Genomic DNA, 26,777 nt, shown 5'->3' with positions numbered 1-26,777 from the left:
CTCGGCGGCGGTTTCCACCAGACTGTAAGGCACCGTGCGGCCATCCAGCCCGCGTGGTTGCAGCCCGTGGATCGGCCAGTGCGGCCCCAGAGCATCGGCCAGGCTGATGAAGCCAGTCACACTGTCCCCTGCCCCCGGTACACAGAACACTGGCGCGTGATCGCGACGTCCACCCTGAATCGTCAACAACGGCCGGTGGGCGCTGTCAGCCCCTCGTGGCCGATTGGGCAGATCAGCCAACGCTTGGCTGATCGCCTGACCCAGGCCCTCGATATGTGGCGGCTTCATCATGCTCAAGTGATCGCCAGCGACCTTGATACTGCGCAACTGACTGACCGGCAGGACGCTATCCCAACCCAGGTAACCGCTGTGTTTCTGCGAGTTGGGTTCCCACTCACTGGCAGTGAACAGGTGCAGCGGCACGCTGTTGGGGTAAACCGTGTAATTGGCCTGCGCATGACCGTGGGCAACCTCTCGGTCGAGGTACTGGCAAAGCCCCTCGTTCGTGTAGATTTCCAGCTCCGGCGGCAGCGCACCCTGCTCGCGGCAGTGCTGCAGGAGCCCGGCGAAATCAAAGGCATGCCGGTTTGCACGCACTTGCTCAAGGGCCTCCAGAGCCTGCGTGCATTCGCCTCGGGCCCTCCAGAACTGCTCGCAGTGTTCCAGCAGATGCTGACGGTGGGCGGTCTGCAGGTCCCAGCGCTCGCGACCCAGATCCACCAGGCGCGGCATGTAGGTGTCAAGCAGGCCGATAAACTCCACCTCCTCGTCCATGCCCTCCAGCTGGATGGCAATTTCGTAGGCCAGAAGCCCACCGAACGACCAGCCCGCCAGACGATAAGGCCCATGCGGCTGAACACTGCGCATCACATTCAACAAGCGCGTTGCCAGGCATTCCATGGTCAGCAACTGTTCCTGACCGAGCGGGATGCCGCTCAGCCCGTAAACCGGAATCTCGCTGTCGATGTGTACCGCCAGCGCCGGGAAATGCGCGTCCTGGCCGGTGAACTCGTGGACCAGGAACAGCGGACGCTGGTTGCCGGTGGTGCGCACCGGCACCAGTTGCTCATGAAGCTGCGCTGCAACCTCTTCGCTGCGGCTGCCCAGCAGGCTGGCCAGGGCCGCCACGCTGGCGTGCTGGAACACGTCGGCCAGAGACACCGGCAAGCCACTCTGTACCAGTTGGTTGACCAGTCGTACCGCCATCAGCGAGTGACCGCCGAGACTGAAGAAGCTGTCATGACGTCCCACCTGCTGCACCTCGAGTACCTCCGCCCAGGCTTTCGCCAGACGAATCTCCAGCTCGCCTGCCGGGGCTTCGAAGGCACTGCTCGCGAACTGATCCGCTGTCGGTGCTGGCAGTGCGTGGACATCCACCTTGCCATTGAGCGTCAGCGGCAAGTCGGGCAGGCAGATAAATACGCTCGGGACCATGTATTCCGGCAAGCCGGCGCTCAACTGTGCACGCAGGGCCTCCACCTCGAGTGCTTCAGCGCCCGCATGCACGGTGTAGTAAGCCACCAGACGCGTGTCGCCCGGGCTGTCTTCGCGTGCCACCACAACGGAGTTGCGCACGCCATCGCACCCATGCAGGCTGCTCTCGACCTCACCAAGTTCGACGCGGAAGCCGCGGACCTTCACCTGACCATCGTTACGCGCCAGGTATTCGAGGTTACCGTCCGGCAACCAGCGCGCCAGGTCGCCGGTGCGGTAGAGCCGCGCCCCCGCCTGCTGACTGAACGGGTCATCGCTGAAGCGTTCGGCGGTCAGTTCCGGGCGGTTCAGGTAACCAAGCGCGACCCCGACACCGCCGATGTAGATCTCGCCGACGCTGCCCATCGGCACCGGCTCGCCGCACGCGTCGAGCAGATAGATGCGCACGTTGGCGTTGGGTTTGCCGATCGGCAGGCTCAGGGTTCCCGGCTGCACATCAAACACTTCGTAACGAGTGGCGCACGTGGTGCCCTCGGTCGGGCCGTAGCCGTTGAACAAGCGCACTTGAGACGAGTGCTCCCGTACCCGGCGGAACGACGCCGGATCCGCCCGTTCGCCACCGCACTCCAGCATGCGCAAGCCTGCCAGAGCCTCGGGAATCAACCCGGCATACAGGTTGAACAAGGCGGTCGAACTGAACATCACTGTCACTTCGTGGCGTTTGAGCAAGGCGGCAAAGTCTGCTGGCTCAAGCAACACGGAAGGCTCGACAATTACCGACTGGCCACCATTGAGCAAGGCACCCCAGATCTCCGGGCTACTGGCGTCGAATGCCGGGTTGGAGGAAAACGCCACACGGTCATCGGCCCGGAAGTCGTAGTTGTCCCGCACCAGCCGCACAATGCCGTTGTGGGTCACGATCACCCCCTTGGGCATGCCGGTGGAGCCGGAGGTGTAGATGATGCACGCCGGGGTCTGCCCTGCGACTTCATCCGCGAGCGCGACTGGGCCATCGTTAGCATCTGATAGATCCAGTGTGTCCAGATCCAGTCTTGGCGTCATGTCAGGTGCGTTCAGGTCGCTACGGCTCAGCAACAGGGTTGCTTCGCTGTCCTCGAGCATGAAGCGCACACGCTCTTCGGGGGCCAGGCGGTCCAGCGCCAGGTAAACCGCGCCGCACTTGAGGGTGGCCAGCATACTGGTCAGCAGCTCCACCGAACGATCCAGCAGTATCGCCACTCGGGTTCCCGCTGCCACGCCGCGTTGGCGCAGTTGCTGAGCCAGGGCGTTGGCGCGGCTGTCGAGTTCGGAGTAAGTCAGTGTTTGCTCGCCCTGACGGACTGCAATCGCCTGAGGACGGGATGCCGCATGCGCCTCGAAAAGACGATGCATCAACTGACCCTGAGGGTAAGCGCGGTCGGTTGCATTAAGACCGCTCAGCAGATGCTGACGCTCGGCCGCATCCACCAACGGCACGTGTTCCAGTATGCGTTGCTCATTGGCGACCATGGCTTCCAGCAAGCGCTGGAAATAGCCCAGGTAACGGTCCATGGTGCTTTCGTCGAAAAGCGCCGTGGCGTATTCCAGCGTACCGATCAATTGATCGCCGACCTCGGTCATGTCCAGCACCAGATCGAACTTGGCCGTGTGGTCGTTTACCGCCACGCCTTGCAGGTTCATGTTGCCCAGCGACAGATCGGATGTTTCGTTGTTCTGCCACGACAACATGGCCTGGAAGATCGGGCTGTAGGACAGGCTGCGTTGCGGGCGAACCACCTCGACCACCTGTTCGAACGGCAGGTCCTGATGAGTCTGCGCTGCCAGCGTCTGCCGCTTGACCTGCTGCATCAACGCTTCGACGCTTGGTGTGCCGGAGAGATCGATGCGTATCGCCAGGGTGTTGACGAAGAACCCGATCAGGTCCTCCACTTCGGCACGCAGGCGGTTGGCCACCGGCGTACCGATCACCACATCGTCCTGACCAGCCAGACGCCCCAACAGCGAGGCCCATGCGACCATCACAGTCATGAACAGGGTGCTGCCATGCCGTTGGCTCAGGGCTTTGAGGCCCCGGGTCAGCTCCGCATCGAGCACCAGGCCGCGAATGTTGCCGCTGTAGTCCTGTTGTGCCGGGCGTGGCCGGTCGGTCGGCAAGGTCAGCAAGGCTGGTGCACCGCCCAGGGTCTGCTGCCAGTACTGACGCTGCTGCTGCAGCACATCGCCGCTCAGCCAGTTGCGCTGCCACACGGCATAGTCGGCGTATTGCACCGGCAAGGCGGGCAACGGATCTTCGGCACCGGCACTGAACGCGGCATAGAGCACACTCAGCTCACGGGTCAGGATATCCGCGGACCAGCCGTCGGAGACGATATGGTGCATCGTCACCAGCAACACATGATCGTCGTCGGCCATGCTCACCATACGTCCCCTTACCAGCGGGCCGTTGAGCAGATCGAAGCCTTCGTTGGCCTCTTCAGCGGTGATGGCGAGCAGTTGCTCTTCAGCATTCGCCTGCCCGGTCAGCACCTGCAGTTGCAGGCTGAAACCGATATCAGCCGGGGCGATGCGCTGCACCGGATCCTGGTCCTGCTCCTGCACGAAGGTCGTCCGCAGCACTTCGTGGCGGGCGATGATACGGTCCAGCGCCCTCTTCAGCGCAGGGTTATCCAGAGTGCCACGCAGACGCAGCCCTGCCGGAATGTGGTAAGCCGCGCTGCCGCCTTCCAGCTGCGCCAGGAACCACAGACGCTGCTGGGAAAACGACAACGGCAAGTTCTGGTCGCGAGGCACCGGCACGATCGGCGGCTGAACGCTGCCTTTGGCTTCGGCGAGTATCCGTGCCATGGCGGCGAGTTCAGGCTGGGCAAAGATATCCGCCAGGCCCAGCTCGACGCTCAGTTGCTGGCGCACCTGGGAAATCAGACGCATCGCCAGCAAGGAGTGCCCGCCCAGCTCGAAGAACTGGTCATGACGGCCTACCTGTTCCAGATCGAGCAGGTTTTGCCAGATCTGCGCCAGCGCCACCTCGGTGTCACCTTGCGGTTCCACATGCTCGCGACTGGCAAATGCATCGGCCTGCGGAGCCGGCAAGGCATTGCGATCCAGCTTGCGGTTCGGCGTCAGCGGCAAGGCGTCGAGGATCACGAATGCACTCGGCAGCATGTATTCAGCCAGTTGCGGTGCCAGTTCGGTACGCAGGCTGGCGGCCGTGAGGTGCATATCCGGCTGTGCGACTACGTAGGCCACCAGACGTTTATCTCCCGGATTGTCCTCCCGAGCGATCACCACCGCTTCCTTGACCCCGGCGCAAGTACCCAGGCGGGCTTCGATTTCGCCCAGTTCGATACGGAAACCACGCACCTTGACCTGGAAGTCGTTACGGCCCAGGTACTCGATACGGCCGTCGGCCATGTAGCGCGCGAGGTCGCCGGTTTTATACATCCTGGCGTCAGGGCTGTTGCTGAACGGATCCGCGAGGAAACGCTCGGCGTTGACCGTTTCGAGGTTCAGGTAACCCCGCGCAACGCCATCACCACCGATGAAGATCTCACCAGCCACGCCGTATGGCACGGGCTGCTGATGGGCATCGAGCAGGTAGATACGGGTGTTGGCCATCGGTTTGCCGATGGTCGCGTTGCCACTGCCTTCGCTGCCGACCACTGCGTCATGGCTGACGTAAGCCGCGGTGCAAGACACTGTCGCTTCGGTCGGGCCATAGGTATTGATCAGGCGAGTGTGCGCCGGGCGCACCTCATCCCAGAGCTTGAGTTTCTGTGCCGACAGTGCGTCACCCGTGACGTTGATCAGGCGCACCTCAGCCAGACGTTGCGCAGCAGCCTGCGGCTGGTTGTGCCATTCGGCTACCAGCGTATGCCAATGCGCAGCAGTCAGGTGCAGGACAGTCGGATGAATGCCGTGAGTTTCAGCCCCTTCGCTGCCGAATATCTCGCGGCTCGGTGCCAGAGTGGCGCCAGCCAGCAATGCCGGGAAGATTTCCTCCACCGAGAGGTCGAAGTTCAGGGTGTTCTGTTGCAGCACGGTGTCGGTTGGGGACAGGGCAAACAGACGCGCCGCATCGACGCTGTAGTTGACCAGGCCACGGTGTTCGATCATCACCCCCTTCGGATTGCCGGTGGAACCGGAGGTGTAGATCACATACGCCAGGTTGCGCACACCGAGGGCTTCCACCACCGGGTTGTCGTCACGCTCGGTAAAGGTTGTGCGCTGATCATCGTCGAGCAGCACCAGCGGCAAGGTCAGGGGCGGCAAGCGTTTCTGCAGATCACGCTGGGTCAGCAATGCCGTTGGCTGGCTGTCGTTGATCATGTAGGCCAGGCGCTCGGCCGGATACGCCGGGTCCAGCGGTACATAGGCGGCACCGGCTTTGAGCACACCGAGCAGGCCGATCATCATTTCCACGCCGCGCTCGACGCAGATCGCCACTCGATAGTCCGGGCCGATGCCCATGCCGATCAGGTGATGAGCCAGACGGTTGGCCTGACGGTTCAACTCGGCATAGCTCAGGCGCTGCGCCTCGTAGACCACGGCGATGGCGTCGGGCTGTGTCTGAACCTTTTCTTCGAACAGCTGGTGAATGGTGCTGTGCTGCGGGTAAGGCACATCGGTAGCGTTAAGGTCGACCAGCAAATGCTGGCGTTCCACCGTATCGAGCAACGACACCTGTTCCAGCAACTGGCGGTCGTCGGCGACCATCGCTTCCAGCAAGCGCTGGAAGTAGCCCATGTAGCGCTGCATGGTGCTCTCGTCGAACAACGCCGTGGCGTACTCCAGTGTGCCGATCAACTGATCGCCGACCTCGGTCATGTCCAGCGTCAGGTCGAACTTGGCCGTATGGCCAGCCACCGCGACGCCCTGCAGGGTCATGTCGCCAAGCGCCAGATCGGACGCTTCGTTGTTCTGCCACGACAACATGGCCTGGAAAATCGGACTGTGGGACAGGCTGCGTTGTGGGCGAACCACCTCAACCACCTGTTCGAACGGCAGGTCCTGATTCGCCTGGGCGGCCAGCGTCTGTTGTTTGACCTGCTGCAACAGGCTTTGCACGCTCGGCGTACCCGAGAGGTCGACGCGTACGGCCAGGGTGTTGACGAAGAACCCGATCAGGTCCTCCACCTCGGCGCGCATGCGGTTGGCCACCGGCGTACCGATGACCAGGTCGTCCTGACCGGACAAACGTCCCAGCAGCGCAGCCCATGCGGCCATGACCGTCATGAACAGGCTGCTGCCATGCCGCTGGCTCAGCGCCTTGAGGCCGCGGGTCAGATCGGCATCGAGCACCAGCCCGAGCAGTTGACCGCTGTAGTCCTGTTGCGCCGGACGTGGCCTGTCGCTTGGCAAGGTCAGCAAGGCTGGCGCACCGGCCAGAGTCTGCTGCCAGTACTGACGCTGTTGTTGCAGCACGTCACCGCTCAGCCAGTTGCGCTGCCACAGCGCGTAGTCGGCGTATTGCACCGGCAACGCTGGCAACGGATCTTCGGCGCCCTCGCTGAACGCTGCATAGAGCACGCCCAGCTCACGGGTCAATACGCCCGCGGACCAGCCGTCAGAGACGATGTGGTGCATGGTCACCAGCAACACATGGTCGTCATCGGCCAGGCATACCAGGCGTCCGCGCACCAGCGGGCCATTGAGCAGATCAAAGCCCTGTTCGGCCTCTTCTGCGGCAATGGCGAGCAGTTGTTGTTCCGCATCATCCTGCCCGCTCAGCACCTGCAATTGCAGGCTCAAGCCGACATCAGCCGGGGCGATGCGCTGCAGCGGATCGTGGTCCTGCTCCTGCACAAAGGTCGTACGCAACGCCTCGTGACGCGCAACGATACGGTCCAGCGCCCGTTTCAGGGCGACTTTATCGAGGCTGCCGCGCAGACGCAGACCGGCTGGAATGTGATAAGCCGCGCTGCCGCCGTCCAGCTGCGCCAGGAACCACAGGCGTTGCTGGGCAAACGACAGCGGCAAAGCCTGATCGCGAGACACCGGCACGATGGGCTGCTGGCTGCTGCCGGCAGCGTGCGCCACTACCTGAGCCAGCGGCGCGAGTTCCGGCTGGGCAAAGATGTCAGCCAGGCTCAGCTCGACTCCCATGCGCTGACGCACCTGGGAAATCAGACGCATCGCCAGCAGCGAGTGCCCGCCCAGTTCGAAGAAGTGGTCATGGCGCCCTACTGCTTCCAGGTTGAGCAGGTTCTGCCAGATCTGCGCCAGGGCTTTTTCGCTGGTGCCTTGCGGGGCTACATGTTCGCGACTGGCAAAGGCGTTGTCCGCCGGAGCAGGCAGGGCCTTGCGATCGAGTTTGCGATTCGGTGTCAGCGGCAGTGCATCAAGCAGCACGAAAGCACTTGGCAGCATGTACTCGGCCAGTTGCGGTGCCAGTTCGGCGCGCAGGCTGGCGGCGTCCAGATTCACTTGTGGCTGGGCGATCACGTAGGCCACAAGACGTTTTTCACCGGGATTGTCTTCCCGAGCGATCACTACCGCTTCCTTGACCCCTTTGCAATTACCGAGACGGGCTTCGATTTCGCCCAGTTCGATACGGAAACCGCGCACTTTGACCTGGAAGTCGTTACGGCCCAGGTATTCAATACGGCCGTCGGCCATGTAGCGTGCCAGGTCACCGGTCTTGTACATCCGGGCATCAGGGCTGTTGCTGAATGGATCAGCGAGGAAGCGCTCGGCGTTGACCGCTTCAAGGTTCAGGTAACCGCGTGCCACGCCGTCGCCACCGATGAAAATCTCACCGGCCACGCCGTATGGCACCGGCTGCTGATGGGCATCGAGCAGGTAGATGCGGGTGTTGGCCATCGGCTTGCCGATGGTCGCGTTGCCGCTGCCTTCGCTTCCGACCGCAGCGTCGTGACTGACGTAGGCCGCGGTGCAGGACACCGTCGCTTCGGTCGGCCCGTAAGTGTTGATCAGGCGAGTGTGTGCCGGGCGCACCTCATCCCAGAGTTTGAGTTTCTGTGCCGACAATGCGTCACCTGTGACGTTGATCAGGCGCACCTCGGCCAGGCGTTGTTCAGCAGCCTGCGGCTGGTTGTGCCATTCGGCGACCAGGGTGTGCCAATGCGCGGCGGTCAAGTGCAGGACGGTCGGGTAAATGCCGTGATTTTCAGTGCCCTCACTGCCGAATATCTCGCGGCTTGGCGCCAGAGTGGCACCGGCCAGGAGTGCCGGGAAGATCTCCTCCACCGACAGGTCGAAGTTAAGGGTGTTTTGTTGCAGCACCGTGTCGCTCTGGGACAGGCCAAACAGCCGCGCCGCATCGACGCTGTAGTTGACCAGGCCTCGGTGTTCGATCATCACGCCCTTCGGATTGCCCGTGGAACCCGAGGTGTAGATCACATACGCCAGGTTGCGCACGCCGAGTGTCGGTACGACCGGGTTGTCATCGCACTCGGCGAAGCCCTGGCAATGCTCGTCGTCGAGCAATACCAGCGGCATCGACAGTGCAGGCAAACGCTCCTGCAAGCCGCGCTGGGTAAGCAACGCCGCTGGCTGGCTGTCGTTGATCATGTACGCCAGGCGCTCGGCCGGGTAAGCCGGGTCCAGCGGTACATAGGCGGCACCGGCTTTGAGCACGCCGAGCAGGCCGACGATCATTTTCACTCCACGTTCGACGCAGATCGCCACACGATCATCCGGACCGATGCCCAGGCTGATCAGGTGATGAGCCAGACGGTTGGCCTGACGGTTCAATTCGGCATAGCTCAAGCGCTGCGCCTGGAAGGCCACGGCGATGGCGTCGGGCTGTGCCTGGACCTTTTCCTCGAACAGCTGATGAATCGTGCGATCTTGCGGGTAAGGCACGTCGGTAGCGTTAAGGTCGACCAGCAGATGCTTGCGCTCCGCGGCATCGAGCAGTGGTACGTGTTCCAGCACCTGGCGGTCATCGGCGACCATGGCGTGCAGCAAACGCTGCAGGTAGCCCAGATAACGGGCGATGGTGCTTTCATCGAATAACGCGGTGGCGTATTCCAGTGAACCGAACAGCTGACCCTGGGCTTCGCCGATGTCCAGCGAGAGATCGAACTTGGACAGCGTATGTTCCGCGCTCAGGTTTTCCAGTTGCAGATCGCCGAGGGCGAAATCCCCGCCGCCCATGTCCTGCCAGCTGAGCATGGCCTGGAACACCGGGCTGTGCGACAGGCTGCGCACCGGCTTGATCACTTCCACCACTTGCTCGAACGGCAGATCCTGATGGTCCTGGGCGCCTAGCGTGCTGGTCTTGACCTGCGCCAGCAGAGTCTTTGCCGTGGGCTTGTCACTGAGGTCGACGCGGATGGCCAGGGTATTGACGAACAGGCCCACCAATCCTTCGGTCTCACTGCGTGTGCGGTTGGCCACTGGCGTGCCGATGACCACGTCGTCCTGACCGGACAGACGCCCCAGCAGCGCAGCCCAGGCGGTCATGACGGTCATGAACAGTGTGCTGCCGTGACGTTGGCTCAATGCCTTCAGGCCGCGAGTCAGGTCTTCGTCGAAAACGATGGGCAGCACTGCGCCGGTATAGTCCTGCTGCGCCGGACGTACCCGGTCGGTGGGCAACATCAGCAGCGCCGGAGCGTCTGCCAGGTTTTGCTGCCAGTAGTCGCTTTGTTGCTGCAGCAGATCGCCGCTCAACCAGCGACGCTGCCACACCGCGTAGTCCAGGTATTGCAGCGCCAGTGGCGCCAATGGGTCGTCCTGGCCCTGAATGAATGCTGCATAAAGCGCGGCCAGTTCACGGGTCAGCACGCCAATCGACCAACCATCGGAAACGATGTGGTGCATGGTCAGCAGCAGGACGTGATTGTCCTCGGCCATACGAATCAGGCGGCCCCGGATCAATGGGCCCTGTTCCAGATCGAAGCCTTGCAGCGACTCTTCGCTGGCCAGTGCCTGAAGCTTCTCTTTGGCATCCACCAGCCCTTGCAGATCGTGCAGTTGCAGGTTGAAGCCGGCATCCGCCGGGCTGATCCGTTGCAATGGTTGTTCGTCATCGCCCTGAATGAAGGTGGTGCGCAGACCCTCGTGGCGCGCCACGATACGCTCCAGCGCTCGTTGCATTGCCGCGCGATCCAGCTCGCCACGCAAGCTCAAGCCGACAGGCATGTGGTAGGCCGCACTGGCACCTTCCATCTGGGCGAGGAACCACAGGCGTTGCTGGCCGAACGACAATGGCCAGGCCTGATCGCGTGCCACCGGTACGATATCCGGCAGGATGCTGCGTCCAGCCTGGGCGATGGCCAGTGCCAGTGTGCTCAGTTCGGGGTGGGCAAACAGCGCGGCCAGGCTCAGTTCGACACCCAGTTGTTGGCGAATCTGCGAAATCAGGCGCATCGCCAGCAAGGAGTGACCGCCCAGCTCGAAGAACTGGTCGTGACGGCTGACGCGTTCAACCTGGAGCAGGTCGCTCCAGATTTGCGCCAGCAGGGTTTCGGTTTCGCCTTGGGGGGCTTCGTAACCACGGCGGATCAGTGCATCGGCTTCCGGTGCTGGCAGTGCCTTGCGGTCCAGCTTGCCGTTCGGCGTCAGCGGCAGTGCGTCGAGCAGCACATAGGCTACCGGGATCATATGGGCCGGCAATTGTTCCTGCAGCCAGCCGCGCAGGCTGTCGATGTCCACCGACGCGTGCCCTGCGCTCAGGGTGTAATAAGCCACCAGACGCTTGTCACCCGGAACATCTTCGCGGGCGTTGACCACCGCTTCTTGTACGGCCGGGTGTTTGGCCAGGCGTGCATCGATCTCGCCGAGCTCGATACGGAAGCCGCGGATTTTCACCTGATCATCGTTACGACCGAGGTATTCGATATTGCCGTCTGGCAGGTAGCGACCCAGGTCGCCGGTACGGTACATACGTGCCGCTGGCTGTTCGCTGAACGGGTCCTCGAGGAAGCGTTCGACGGTCAGGTCTTCGCGGTTCAGATAACCCCGGGCTACACCGGCACCACCGATGTAGATTTCACCGGCAATACCCAACGGAATAGGCTGCTGTTGCTCGTCCAGCAGGTAAAACCGGGTATTGCCAACCGGTTTGCCGATGTGAGCTGCGAAGCCATCTTCACGATCCATCGCTACCCAGCTTGAGTAGGTGGTCGTTTCGGACGGGCCATAAAGGTTGCACAGACGCTGCACACCAGTCTTCTCGAACAGCGATTCGACCAGGCTGCGCTTGAGCGCTTCACCGGCGACGTTGACCGTATGGACCGATTTCGGCAGTCCATCGACTTCCAGCAAGGCCTTGAGCGCCGACGGTACGGTGTTGATCAGGCCGATATCGTGGTCGCCGTGTTGCACTTCCAGAACATCTTTCGCCACATTGATGCTGCCACCCGATGTCAGCGGCGCGAAGCACTCGTAAACTGCGAGGTCGAAGTTGAGCGAGGTGGAGAACAGTGTTTTTTCCAGCGCAGAGCCGTCGAAAGCCGTGTGCGCCCAGCTCAGGAAGTTAACGGTGTTGCGGTGTTCGATCATCACGCCTTTCGGCAGGCCGGTGGAACCCGAGGTGTAGATCAGGTAGGCAAGATGCGCTGAAGTCAGCCCCGGCACCTGCGGATTCTGGACGGATTCGTCCTGCCAATCGCTCAGATCAAGATTGATCACAGGTACTGAAACGTCGGCCAGCAAGTCCTGAGTCGCGTTTTGCGCCAGTACTGCGGCCGGAGTGCTGTCCTGCAACATGTAGGCAATTCGTTCTACCGGATACGCCGGGTCGAGCGGCACGTAACCGCCGCCCGCCTTGAGGATCGCCAGCAACCCTACAACCATCTCCACGCCGCGCTCTACACAGATGCCGACGCGAGAATCCGGCTGCACGCCCTGCTTGCGCAAGGCATGGGCCAGGCGGTTGGCCTGCTCGTTAAGCTCGCGATAGGTCAGGCGTTGTTCGCCATGGACGACTGCTACCGCTTCCGGCGTGCGCTCGACCTGCGCTTCGAACATCCCGTGAATGGTTTGCTGCTGCGGGTAATCCAGCGCGGTGTCGTTGAACGCCACCAGTAACTGCTCACGCTCGACAGCCGACAGAACTGGCAAGCCTGCCAGCGGCACCTCGCCGGACTGCTCCAGTGCGCTGACCACATTCTCCAGAGTGGTCTGCACATAAGCGCAGACGCGTTGCGCGTCGATGCTGGCACTGGCCTGGATCGTTAAACTGAAGCCCGTTCCCTCATCGTTTACTGAAAGGGTCAGCGGATAGTTGGTGCGCTCTTCGCCGCGCAGGCTTTCGATGCCTTGCCAGGCGTCCAGTGTCTGTTGGTTGACCTCAGCGGCGATATGTCGGTAGTTGAGCAAGGCGCTGAACAGCGGCGTCGAAGCGGACACGCCACTGCAACGCTGTGCCAGTACCAGCGAGGCGTGTTCATGGGCCAGCAACCCGCTGAGTCTGGCGTGGGTAGCCTTCAGACCGCTGCGCACGCCCTGCTCGCCCAGCGTGACACGCAACGGCAAGGTGTTGATGAACATCCCCAGCGCCCGGTCAGACCCGGCACCACCTTGCAGGCGGCCGAGCAATACGGTGCCGAACACCACATCCTTTTTGCCTGACAAAGCGCCCAGAACACGAGCCCATGCCAGGTGATACAGGCTGGCGGAGCTGACCCCGAACTGACGCGCCTGCAAGCGCAGGCGGCGGCTCAGGTCCATGTCGACCTGTAGGCGCGCTTCCTCGATACCGCGCCCGTCGCCCTGCACGTCCTGCAGGCCAAACGGCAGCGTCGGTTCATCGATATCACCGAGCATGTCACGGAAAAACGCTTCGTGCTCCTCGCGGCTCACGCCGAGCATGGCTTGGGCCACGTAATTGCGGTAGGGCACGGACGGTGGCAGCGAGGCTTGCTGCCCGAGCATGTACGACTCGATTTCGCTGGTGAGAATGCGCAGCGACGTGGCGTCGTCCACCAGGTGATGGAACAGCAACATGCCCAGCCAGCGGTCGTTCTCTGCGTCATGTGCATAACCAATGCGTAACATCGGCGCCTGACGAATGTCCAGACGGGTGTGGCGAGGGTCCAGACGGTCCAGCAGTTGTTCGGCGATATCGCCATCGGCAGGGTCCAGTATCAGCTCATCCAGGCCCAAGGGTGCTTCACGCCAGACCACCTGCACCGGAGAGTCGAGACGCTCCCAAAGCACGGCGGTGCGCAGGATATCGTGCCGCGCGATCACGCCTTGCAGTGCCTGGGCGAAACCGTGCAGACGCTCGAGGCTATCAAAGGCAAACAACGCGTATTGCAGGTACGGGTCTCCCTCGGTCGCGGCAAGGTGGTGATACAAAATACCTTCCTGCAGCGGTGCCAGAGCGTAGATGTCCTGCACGTTGGCCAGGCCGCCGGGTACGCTTGCCACCACCCGGTCGATATCATTCTGACTCAGGACTGTCAGAGGCAGCATGTCCGGGGTGATGCGCTCGCAGTTGGCGTTAATAAGGTTGGCGGGTACTTCAAGTGCACCCTTGCCGCCGACCGCTGCTGCCAGGGCAGACAGGGTCGGCTGACTGAACAGCACGCGCACGTCGGCAACCAGATCGATCTGGCGCATGCGCTCGATCAGTTTGACGGCCAGCAGTGAGTGGCCGCCCAGCTCGAAGAAGTTGTCATGACGACCAACCTGCTCCAGTTGCAGCAGGTCTTGCCAGATACGTGCAATGGCCATCTCGGTGTCGTTTTCAGGTGCTGCGTAGCCACGACTGACCACCGCCGAGCGGTCGGGCACCGGCAAAGCCTTGCGGTCGAGCTTGCCGTTGGCCGTCAGTGGCAACTCATCGAGTTGTACGTAGGCCGCGGGCACCATGTGCTCCGGCAATGCACCGTACAGATGCTCGCGCAGGCTTTCGATGTCCAGCAGGCTTTCCGGCTGCTGCGTCGTGACATAGGCCACCAGGCGCTTGTCGCCGGGCACATCCTCACGGCACAGCACCACCGCATCGCGGACGTCCGGATATTCAGCCAGACGCGCTTCGATCTCGCCCAGTTCGATACGGAAACCACGAATCTTGACCTGTTCGTCGTTGCGGCCCAGGTATTCCAGGCTGCCATCGGCCAGCCAGCGTCCCAGGTCGCCGGTACGGTACAGGCGCGCACCCGGTGCAGTGCTGAACGGGTTATCGAGGAAACGCTCTGCCGTCAGTGCTTCACGGTTCAGGTAGCCACGAGCAACACCGGCACCGCCCACGTACAACTCGCCGATCACGCCTGTCGGCACGGGTTCGCCATGGGCGTCGAGCAGATAAAGGCGCAGGTCCGGGATGCGCTTGCCGATCGGGCTGGCACCGACGCGCTGGGAGTCTTCGGGCTGCAACGGGTAATAGGTCACATGCACTGTGGTTTCAGTGATGCCGTACATGTTCACCAGTTGCGTGCCAGCGTTCGCGCTGCGGGCGTACCACGGCTTGAGCATCGCTGTTTCCAGTGCTTCACCGCCGAAAATCACCTGGCGCAGCGAATGTGCCTGAGTGTTTTCAGCCTGGGCAGCAATCAGCTGGCGGAACGCACTTGGCGTCTGGTTAAGCACCGTCACCCCGGCACTGCACAGCAGGTTGTAGAAGTCTTCCGGCGAGCGGCTGACCAGTTGCGGCACGATCAACAAACGTCCGCCGTGCAGCAGTGCGCCCCAGATTTCCCATACCGAGAAGTCGAAAGCGAACGAGTGGAACAATGCCCAGACATCCTGTTCATTGAAACCGAACCAGTCTTCGGTGGCCGAGAACAGTCGTGCAACGTTGCGATGCTCGACCATCACGCCCTTGGGCAGACCGGTGGAGCCGGAGGTATAGATGACGTAGGCAAGGTCAGCGGGCTTGACCGGTACTTGCGGATTACAGACGGATTCGTCCTGCAGGTCGGCATCGTCGAGATAGATCAGCGGCACTTCGCAGACAGGCAACGTCTGCTGCACCGACTGCTGGCTCAACAACGCGACCGGCGCACTGTCGCCGAGGGTGTAGACCAGGCGCTCCAGCGGATAAGCCGGATCCAGTGGCACGTAGCCGGCGCCGGATTTGAGAATACCCAGCAAGCCAATGATCATCGCCGGGCCGCGTTCGACGCAGATCGCTACCCGATCATCCGGGCGAACGCCGTGGGCCAGCAGGCGATGTGCAACCTGGTTGGCACGGGCGTTGAGTTCGCCGTAGCTCAGGGTCTGCTCTTCGAACACCAGCGCCACGGCATTCGGCCGCTCTGCTGCGCGGGCTTCAAATTGCAGATGAATCGGTGTCTCGCTCGTACAGGTATTGCCAGCTTCGTTCCACTGTTCGAGCAACTGCTGCCGCTCGCTGTCCGGCAGGATCGAAATAGCGTGCAACGGTGTCTGCGGCGCCTGCTCCAGCGCGTTGACCAGATTGCTCAATGTTTGCAGCATGTAGGCGCAAATCCGGGCGCCGTCGATCAGCGGTATGGTCTGTACGGTCAACAGGAAGTCTTCGCCGCGGTCATCGACGTTGAGGGTCAGTGGATAGTTGGTGCGTTCTTCATCGCCCAGTGCTATTGCCTGCATGCCATTCCAGGCCGTCAGCGTTTCATCGGTCACGGCAACGCTGGTGTGGCGATAGTTGAGCAGCGCGCTGAACAACGGCGCCGGTGCGACCACGCCACTGCAACGTTGGGCCAGCGCCAGAGACGCGTGTTCATGCCCGAGTAATGCGGTCAAGCGCCGGTGCGTGGCCTTGACCCCGTCACGCACGCCCTGGTCGCCCAGGCCCACACGTAGCGGCAAGGTGTTGATAAACACGCCCAGCGCTCGGTCCGAGCCTTCGCCACCTTGCATCCGGCCCAGCAGCACGGTGCCGAACACTACGTCGTCACGCCCCGAGGCCTTACTCAACAGCTGCGCCCAGGCCAGGTGGACCAGGCTCGCGGCACTTACTCCCAGTTGACGGGCCTGGGCCCGCAAACGACGGCTGAGCTCCAGATCCACCGGCAGAAAGCCTTCTTCGATGTCATGACCGTCACCTTGCACCTCCTGCAAACCAAACGGCAGCGTCGCCTCGTCAACATTGCTCAACATGTCGCGGAAGAACACCTCATGTTCCTCCTGACTCATGCCCAGGCGGACCTGAGCAATATAATTGCGATATGGTGCCGCCAGGCCCAGTTGAGCCCCCTGCCCCAGCAGGTAGGCCTGCATCTCATGGCGCACTACTTCCAGCGTTGTATGGTCCATGACCAGGTGATGGAACTGTAACCAGCCCAGCCAGCGCTGGTTTGTCTCATCCCAGGCATGTACAAGACGCATCATCGGCGCCCGACGAATGTCCAGACGGTGGCGGCGGGAGTCGAAACGCTGGTGCAACTGTGTCGCGACATCGCCGCCTTGCGGGTCCGGGTCGAAGCTTTCGCGCATCAGCAACGCCTGACGCCAGACCACTTGCATCGGTTCGTCCAGTCCCTCCCAGACCAGTGCAGTGCGCAGAATGTCATGGCGCTGGATCACGAACTGCAAGGCGCGGGCAAAGTCGTCGACATGCTCCTGGCTGTCGAAGGCGAACAGCGATTGCAGCAAATACGGATCTCCGCGCTCAGCGCTGAGGTGGTGATAGAGGATGCCTTCCTGCAACGGCGCCAATGGGTAGATGTCCTGCACATTTGTCACGCCGCCCGGCACGCTGTCGACTACCTTATCGATCTGTGCCTGGGTCAGGTCGGCCAGTGGCAGCAATTCAGGCGTAATGCGTTGGCAATCCTCGGTAATCAGATTGGCTGGCACCACGATGTCCGTGTTACCGCCGACTGCGGCAGCCAGTGCGGCCAGGGTCGGCTGACTGAACAGCACGCGCACGTCAGCGCTCAAACCCAACTGGCGCATACGGCCGATAAGGCTCACCGCCAGCAGCGAATGACCGCCCAGCTCGAAGAAGTTGTCGTGACGGCCGACCTGCGCGACGCCCAGCAGGTCTTGCCAGATGGCTGCGATCTGCGCTTCGGTTTCACCTTGTGGGGCTTCATAACCACGGCTGATCAGTGCATCGGCTTCAGGTGCTGGCAGGGCCTTGCGGTCCAGCTTGCCGTTCGGGGTGAGTGGCAGTGCATCGAGACGCACGTAGGCCACCGGGATCATGTAGGCCGGCAATTGCTCCTGCAGCCAGCCGCGCAGGCTGTCGATGTCGACCGAAGCCTGCCCTGCGCTCAGGGTGTAGTAAGCCACCAGACGCTTGTCGCCCGGCACATCTTCGCGGGCTGTCACTACGGCTTCGTGGACGGCCGGGTGTTTGGCCAGACGCGCATCGATCTCGCCCAGTTCGATACGGAAGCCGCGGATTTTCACCTGATCGTCGTTACGGCCGAGGTATTCGATATTACCGTCTGGCAGGTAGCGACCCAGGTCGCCGGTACGGTACATGCGTGCCGCTGGGTTTTGGCTGAACGGGTCATTGAGGAAGCGTTCGGCGGTCAGATCATCGCGGTTCAGGTAGCCACGGGCCACACCGGCACCGCCGATGTAGATTTCACCGGCAACACCCAGTGGCACAGGCTGCTGTTGCTCGTCCAGCAGGTAAAACTGTGTATTGCCGACCGGTTTGCCGATGTGAGCTGCGAAGCCGTCTTCACGGTCCATCGCCACCCAGCTTGAGTAGGTAGTAGTTTCCGAAGGGCCGTAGAGGTTGCACAAACGCTGCACGCCGGTTTTTTCGAACAGGTTTTCTACCAGAGCGCGTTTCAGCGCTTCACCGGCGACGTTGACCGTATGGACCGATTTCGGCAGTCCATCGACCTCCAGCAAGGCCTTGAGCGCCGACGGTACGGTGTTGATCAGGCCGATATCGTGCTCGCCGTGTTGCAGTTCCAGCACGTTTTTGACCACTTCGATGCTGCCGCCCGAGGTCAGCGGTGCAAAACACTCGTAGACCGCGAGGTCGAAGTTCAGCGAGGTGGAAAACAGTGTTTTTTCCAGAGCAGACGCATCAAAAGCCGTGTGCGTCCAGGTCAGGAAGTTCACGGTGTTGCGGTGCTCGATCATCACGCCTTTCGGCAGGCCGGTGGAACCCGAGGTGTAGATCAGGTATGCCAGATGCGCTGAAGTCAGCCCCTGTACCTGCGGATTCTGGACGGATTGGTCCTGCCAACCGCTCAGATCAAGATTGATCACAGGTACCGAAACGTCGGCCAGCAAGCCCTGAGTCGCGGTTTGCGCCAGCACTGCGGCCGGAGCGCTGTCCTGCAACATGTAAGCGATACGTTCCGCTGGATAAGCCGGGTCGAGTGGCACGTAACCGCCGCCCGCCTTGAGGATCGCCAACAAGCCGATGACCATCTCCACGCCGCGTTCTACACAAATGCCTACCCGCGAATCCGGCTGAACGCCCTGCTTGCGCAAGGCATGGGCCAGGCGGTTGGCCTGCTCGTTAAGCTCGCGATACGTCAGGCGCTGTTCGCCGTGGACGACCGCAAGAGCCTGCGGCGTAAGCTCGACCTGTGCTTCAAACAGCCCGTGAATGGTCTGCTGCTGCGGGTAATCCAGCGTGGTGTCGTTGAACGCCACCAGCAACTGCTCACGCTCGACAGCTGGCAGAATCGGCAAACCTTGCAACGGCGTTTCTGGCGTCTGCTCCAATGCTGTCAACAGGTTTTCCAGCGCCGTGTGCATGTAGCCGCACACACGTTGCGCACCGATTGACGAAGCCACCAACGCCGTCAGGCTGAACCCATCGGCCAGATCATCGACGTTCAACGTCAATGGATAGTTGGTGCGTTCTTCGCCGCTGAGGACCGCAATGCCCTGCCATGCCTGCACGGCCTGGTCAGACACACTGCCGACCCCGCTGTGGCGATAGTTGAGCAGCGCGCTGAACAGCGGCGCGGGTGCGGCAACACCGCTGCAACGCTGGGCCAACGCCAGCGAGGCATGTTCGTGACCGAGCAAGGCAGTCAAGCGCTTATGAGTGGCCTTGACCCCGTCGCGTACGCCCTGCTCGCCTACCGAAACCCGCAGCGGCAAGGTGTTGATGAACATCCCCAAGGCTCGCTCGGTACCTTCGCCACCCTGCATCCGGCCCATCAGGACGGTACCGAAGACCACATCCTGCTTGTTTGATACCTTGCCCAACACCTGAGCCCAGGCCAGGTGCACCAGACTTGCGGCACTCACACCCTGTTGCCGGGACTGAGCACGCAGGCGCAGGTTCATTTGAGGATCCAGCGCCAGGCTGGCTTCCTCGATGTCACGACCTTCACCCTGCACGTCAAGCAGGCCGAACGGCAGCGTCGGCTCGTCGATATCGCCGAGCATGTCGCGGAAAAACGCTTCGTGATCGGCCTGGCTGACACCCAGACGTGCCTGGGCCACATAGTTGCGATACGGCACAGGCACCGACGCAGCCAGGCTGTCTGCCTCGCCCGCCAGCCAGGCCTGCATTTCATGCTTCACCACTTCCAGAGCTACGTGGTCCAGCGCCATGTGGTGGAACAGCAGCATCGCGAAGATGCGCTGGTTGAGCGGGTCTTCGGCATAGGCCACGCGCATCAGCGGCGCCTGGCCGATGTCCAGACGGTAATGGCGCGGGTCAAAGCGGCTGTGCAGTTGTGCACCGATATCGCCGTCTGCCGGATCAAGCTCAAGTGCGTCAAGGTGCAACCGGGCCTGACGCCAGACCACTTGCACAGGTGAGTCCAGACCGTCCCAGACCACGCTGGTGCGCAGAATGTCGTGGCGGTCGATAACCGCCTGCAAAGCCTGAGCGAAGGCATTCAGACGCTCGCCGTCAGCAAAGGCGAACTGCGTCTGTAACACATAGGGGTCGCCGATTTCGGCGGCCAGATGGTGATAAAGAATACCTGCCTGCAACGGCGCCAGCGGGTAGATGTCCTGCACATTGGCCACGCCGCCCGGCACGGTTGCCACGACTTGATCGATCTGCGACTGAGTCAGGTCCGCCAGTGGCAGCAGCTCAGGCGTAATGCGTTGGCAATCCTCGGTGATCAGGTTGGCTGGCACCACGATCTCGGTGCCACCGCCCACGGCTGCGGCCAGTGCTGCCAGCGTCGGCTGGCTGAATAGCACGCGTACATCGGCGCGAAGGCCCAACTGGCGCATACGCCCGATCAGGCTCACCGCCAGCAGCGAATGACCGCCGAGTTCGAAGAAGTGGTCGTGACGCCCGACCTGTGCGACGCCCAGCAGGTCTTGCCAGATAGTCGCGATCTGCTCTTCGGTTTCGCCTTGCGGCGCTTCGTAGCCACGGCTGATCAGCGCATCACCGTCTGGTGCTGGCAGCGCCTTGCGGTCCAGCTTGCCGTTCGGCGTCAACGGCATGGTATCGAGCAGTACGTAGATGGCCGGAACCATGTATTCAGGCAACTGTTGCTGCAGGTGACCACGCAGGGTTTCGATATCGACAGCAGTGTGCCCGGCAGACCGCGTGTAGTAAGCCACCAGACGTTTGTCGCCAGGTATGTCTTCGCGAGCGGTGACCACCGCTTCTTGGACCGCCGGGTGTTTGGCCAGAGCGGCCTCGATTTCGCCGATCTCGATACGCAAGCCGCGAATCTTCACCTGGAAGTCATTACGACCCAGGTATTCCAGCGCGCCATTGGCCAGCCAGCGACCCAAGTCGCCGGTTTTGTACAGGCGGGCCTGCGGGTCGCTGGAAAACGGGTCGGCGATGAAACGCTCGGCACTCAGTTCTGGCTGGTTCAAATAACCCCTGGCCACGCCGATGCCGCCAATGTGCAGCTCACCGGCCACGCCCAGCGGTTGCAACTGGCCCAGGGCATCCAGCACGTGCATCTGAATATTGGCAATCGGACGGCCGATGGGCACGCTGTCGCCCGGATCTGTCGGACGGCATTCCCAGGCGGTAACGTCGATGGCCGCTTCGGTCGGGCCATACAGGTTATGCAGTTCGACGCCCTTGAGGTGTTGCTCGAAGCGGCGCTGCAACGCGCGGGGAAGCGCCTCGCCGCTGCACAGTACGCGGCGCAGTTGCGGGAAGTCGCGGGTTGAGCGGTGTTCCAGAAATACATCGAGCATTGAAGGCACAAAGTGCAGCAGGGTAATGCCCGTGTCACTCATGACCTGTGCCAGATAGTCAGGGTCCTGATGGCCACCGGGGCGGGCCATGACCAGTTCGGCACCGGCGAGCAGCGGCAGGAAAAACTCCCAGACCGACACGTCGAAGCCGAACGGGGTCTTTTGCAGTACCCGATCCTGACTGTTCACTTGATAGGCGTCACGGGCCCAGAGCAGGCGGTTAACGACTCCAAGGTGCTCGTTCATCACGCCTTTGGGCGTGCCGGTGGAACCCGAGGTGTACAGCACATAGGCCAGATGATTCGGCTGAAGGCCCAAGGCGTTGGCATCCGGATTAACGCACGGTTGCTTAGCCAGTTGCGCGCTATCCTGATGGTCATCCAGGACCAGTATCGGCAGCTGCATGGCATGCAGGTTGCCATGCAGATCCTGAGTGGTCAGCACTGCCCGCGGCGAGCTGTCCTCAAGCATATAGGCCTGGCGAGCGCTCGGCAGGTCAGGATCGATCGGCACATAGGCACCACCGGCCTTGAGAATACCCAACAGCGCCACGACCATTTCCGCGCCGCGACGCAGGCTTACTGCGACCCGCGTATCAGGCTGCACGCCCAGTTCGATAAGACGATGGGCCAGCTGATTGGCCTGCTGGTTGAGTTCGGCGTAAGTGAGCAGTGGTCCGCTGTCGCCGCGCACAGCGCAGGCATCCGGACGCTGGGCGGCCTGTTGCTCGATCAGTTGGTGAATCAGCACATCGCGAGGATAAGGATGGGCAGTGTCATTGAAGCCCGCCAGCAACAGCTCGCGCTCATCGTCCGGCAGTATCGACAGGCTGTTCAACGCGGCATGCGGGGTGTGTTCCAGTGCTTCCACCAGGCTGCGCAGTGCAACCTGCATGTACTCGCCGATGCGCGTTGCACTGATTTGCTGGATGGCCTGAATAGTGAGCATGAAGTCATCGCCCAGGTCATCGACGTTCAGGCACAACGGATAATTGGTGCGTTCCTCCATGCTCAGGGTCTGAATGCCCTGCCAGGCTGACAATGTGTCGGTCGATGCCGCACTGTTGTTGCTGTGGCGGTAGTTGAGCAAGGTGCTGAACAGCGGCAGCGAACTCGGCACGCCGCTGCAGCGCTGGGCCAGCGACAGCGAGGCATGCTCATGCCCCAATAGTGCCGACAGGCGTTGGTGAGTGACCTTGACCGCCGCCAGAGCGCTCTGGCTGCCGACGCTGATGCGCAGCGGCAAGGTGTTGATGAACATGCCCAACGCCCGGTCGGCACCGTTGCCGCCCTGCATCCTGCCCATCAGTACGGTGCCGAACACGACTTCTTCGCGCCCCGAGACCCGACCTGCCACCTGAGCCCATGCCAGGTGGGCCAGGCTTGCAGCGCTGACCCCCAACTGCCGCGCAATGCTGCGTATACGGCTGCTCAGTTGGCTGTCGAGTAACTGATTCACTTCCTCGATGCCACTGCCATCGCCCTGCACGTCCTGTATACCGTAAGCCAGAGTCGGTTCGTCGATGTCGCCGAGCATGTCGCGGAAAAACGCTTCGTGTTCAGCCTGGCTGATACCCAGACGCGCCTGTGCCACATGGTTGCGATAAGGCACGGGGGCCGGCAATTGCTCGATCTGACCCTGCAGGCTGGCCTGCATTTCCTCCACTACCACTTCCAGCGAAGTGTGATCCAGCGCCAGATGGTGGAACAGCAACATGCCGACCAGACGCTGGTGGGTGGTGTCCTCGGCATAGGCGATGCGCATCAGCGGCGCCTGGCCGATGTCCAGGCGATAGTGACGCGGGTCAAAACGCTCGCGCAGTCGTGTCAGCACGTCACCGTCGAGCGGGTCGATGGCCACCTCTTCCAGGCTCAGTTTCGCATTGCGCCATACCACCTGTACCGGCTGCTCAAGCCCTTCCCAGACCACGCTGGTGCGCAGGATATCGTGGCGTTCGACCACACTCTGCAAGGCCGCGGCGAAACCGGCCAGGCACTCGCGATCATCGAACGCAAAGAGCATCTGCAAGACATAGGGATCACCTTCATCCGCGGCCAGATGGTGATAGAGAATGCCTTCCTGCAAGGGTGCCAGGGCATAGATGTCCTGAATGTTGGCAAGACCGCCCGGCACGCTCGCAACGACCCGATCAATCGCTGCCTGATCAAGGTCAGCCAGCGGCAGCATGTCCGGAGTAATACGCTCGCAGCCCGGCACGATCAGGTTATCCGGCACTTGCACGTCGGCGTACCCGCCCACCGCCGCAGCGAGTGCGGCCAGGGTTGGCTGGCTGAACAGCACGCGCACGTCAGCCGACAGGTCGATCTGGCGCATGCGCTCGATCAGTTTGACGGCCAACAGCGAATGCCCGCCCAGCTCGAAGAAATGATCGTGGCGGCCAACCTGCGGCACTTGCAGCAGGGACTGCCAGATCTGCGCGATGGCGATCTCGACATCGCCCTCTGGCGGCGCGTATTCGCGCATCGCCAGTGCCTGCGCATCCGGTGCAGGCAATGCCTTTTGGTCGAGCTTGCCGTTGGCGGTCAGCGGGAAGCTGTCCAGCGCCACAAAAGCACTGGGCACCATGTAGTCGGCCAGAGACAGCAGCAACCGTGCACGCAAGTCAGCCGCGACGATCTCGTGGCCCGGCTCGGCGATCACATAGGCCACCAGGCGCTTGTCACCCGGTTGATCTTCGCGGACCAGCACCAGCGCTTCGCGGACCGTATCGCAGGCAGCCAGCACCGCCTGAATTTCTCCCAGCTCGATACGGAAGCCACGGATCTTGACCTGGTCGTCGTTGCGGCCCAGGTAATCGAGACTGCCGTCAGCCATCCAGCGACCCAGGTCGCCGGTTCGGTACAGGCGCGCTTGAGGATCCTTGCTGAACGGGTTCGCCAGGAAACGCTCGGCGGTCAGCGCTTCACGGTTCAAGTAACCCCGCGCGACACCGGCGCCGCCGACATACAGCTCGCCGACAACACCCACCGGCACCGGCTCGCGGCGTGCATCGAGTACATACAACTGCAAATCGGGAATGCGCACACCGATAGGACTCACGCCCGCACGCTGCGCATCTGCCGCCACCAAGGGCTGATAGGTCACATGCACCGTGGTTTCGGTGATGCCATACATGTTCACCAGTTGCGTACCAGCGTTGATCACCCTGGCGTACCACGGCTTGAGCATGCTGGTATCCAGCGCTTCGCCGCCAAAAATAACCTTGCGCAAGGAGTGCCGCAGATCGCTCTCGCCTTGGGCGTTGAGCAACTGGCGGAAGGCGCTCGGGGTCTGGTTGAGCACCGTCACTTCTGCGTTGCACAACAGCGCATAGCAGTCTTGCGGGGAGCGGCTGACCAGCTGCGGCACGATCAGCAAACGCCCGCCGTGCAACAGCGCACCCCAGATTTCCCAGACCGAGAAGTCGAAGGCGAATGAATGGAACAACGCCCAGACATCCTGCTCGTTGAAGCCAAACCAGCTCTGGGTGGCCGAGAACAGCCTGGCCACGTTGCGATGCTCGACCATTACGCCTTTAGGCAGGCCGGTCGAGCCGGAGGTGTAGATGACATAAGCCAGGTGGTGCGAACCAAGCCCGGTCAGTCGTGGGTTGCTGCCCGGCTGGGCCTGCAACGCCGGACTGTGCAAATCCACGCGTGGGCCGTCGAATGTGCCCAGCAGCGCCAGCCCTGCCGCATCGGCCAGCACCGCCATCGGGGCGCTGTCCTGCAACTGGTAGGCAATACGCTCGGCCGGATAGGCCGGGTCAATCGGCACGTAACCCGCACCGGACTTGAGAACTCCGAGCAGGCCGACAATCATTTCCAGGCTGCGCTCGACACAGATCGCCACCCGGTCATCCGGCTGCACGCCCATGCCGAGCAAATAATGGGCTACCTGATTGGCGCGGGTGTTCAGTTCGGCATAGGTCAGGGTGCGGTCTTCGTAATGCAAGGCCACGGCATTCGGCTGCGCCACCACCCAGGCTTCGAAGGTACGGTGAATCAGGGTGTCGTCGGCCTGCAGGGCATGCGGAGTGTTCCAGCTTTCCAGCAGTTGCTGGCGCTCGATCGCGGGCAGGATATTCAGCGCTCCCAGCGCAGCGTCCGGGGTCTGTTCCAGTGCTTGCACCAGATTTTCCAGCACACAGTGCATGTAGGTACACACACGTTTGGCACCGATCTGCCCTTCGGTCATGACGGTCAGGGCGAAACCTTCGCCCAGATCATCCACGCACAAGGTCAGCGGGTAGTTGGTGCGTTCTTCGCCATGCAGCGCCTGAATGCCTTCCCAGGCGACCAGCGCCTGGTCACTTGCGTCGAGATCACCGGTATGGCGGAAGTTGAGCAGCGAGCTGAACAATGGCGTCGAAGCGGGTACACCACTGCAACGTTGGGCCAGTACCAGCGAGGCGTGCTCATGGGCCAGCAGCCCGCTGAGTCGTGCGTGGGTGGCTTTCAGACCGCTGCGCACGCCCTGCTCGCCCAGCGTGACACGCAACGGCAAGGTGTTGATGAACATCCCCAGCGCCCGGTCAGACCCGGCACCGCCCTGCAGACGACCGAGCAATACGGTGCCGAACACCACATCGTCCTTGCCGGATGCAGCGCCCAGCACACGGGCCCAGGCCAGGTGGTAAAGGCTGGCGGAGCTGACCCCGAGCTGTCGGGCCTGCACGCGCAGGCGGCGGCTCAGGTCGATGTCGACCACCTGGCGTACTTCCTCGATTCCGCTTCCGTCGCCCTGCACGTCCTGCAGGCCGAATGGCAGCGTCGGCTCATCGATGTCACCGAGCATGTCGTGGAAAAACGCCTCGTGCTCTTCACGGCTGACGCCGAGCATGGCCTGGGCCACGTAGTTGCGATAAGGCACGGACGGTGGCAGCGAGGCTTGCTGACCCAGCATATACGCCTCGATTTCGCTGGTGAGAATGCGCAGCGACGTGGCGTCGTCCACCAGGTGATGGAACAGCAGCATGCCCAGCCAGCGATTATTCGCCGCGTCCTGTGCATAGCCGATACGCAGCATCGGCGCCTGACGGATGTCCAGACGCGTGTGACGAGGGTCCAGGCGCTTGATCAGTTGTTCGGTGATGTCGCCATCGGCCGGGTCCAGCACCTGCTCATCCAGGCCCAGAGTTGCCTCACGCCAGACCACCTGCACGGGTGCGTCGAGACGCTCCCAAAGCACCGCGGTGCGCAGGATATCGTGGCGGGCGATCACGCCTTGCAGGGCCTGAGCGAAACTGTGCAGCCGCTCGAGGCTGTCAAAGGCAAACAGTGCATATTGCAGGTACGGGTCACCTTCGACTGCGGCAAGGTGGTGATACAAAATCCCCTCCTGCAACGGTGCCAGGGCATAGATGTCCTGCACGTTGGCCAGGC

General features: G+C 62.2%; 1 protein-coding gene (cut by both window edges). It reads right to left on the bottom strand.

This entire window lies inside a single protein-coding gene on the bottom strand: sypC, locus tag KP808_RS12795, encoding a syringopeptin non-ribosomal peptide synthetase SypC. The 40,599-nt coding sequence extends 627 nt beyond the window's left edge and 13,195 nt beyond its right edge, so the window shows coding positions 13,196-39,972, spanning codon 4,399 (partial) through codon 13,324 (complete); the first complete codon in reading order (the gene reads right to left) occupies positions 26,773-26,775. The start codon and the stop codon both lie outside this window.

It is taken from the genome of Pseudomonas savastanoi (assembly GCF_020917325.1).
In the GTDB taxonomy this organism is placed as follows: Bacteria; Pseudomonadota; Gammaproteobacteria; order Pseudomonadales; family Pseudomonadaceae; genus Aquipseudomonas; species Aquipseudomonas amygdali.
The sequence above is the reverse complement of the archived record's forward strand: the minus strand, read 5'-3'. Positions and strand labels throughout refer to the sequence as shown.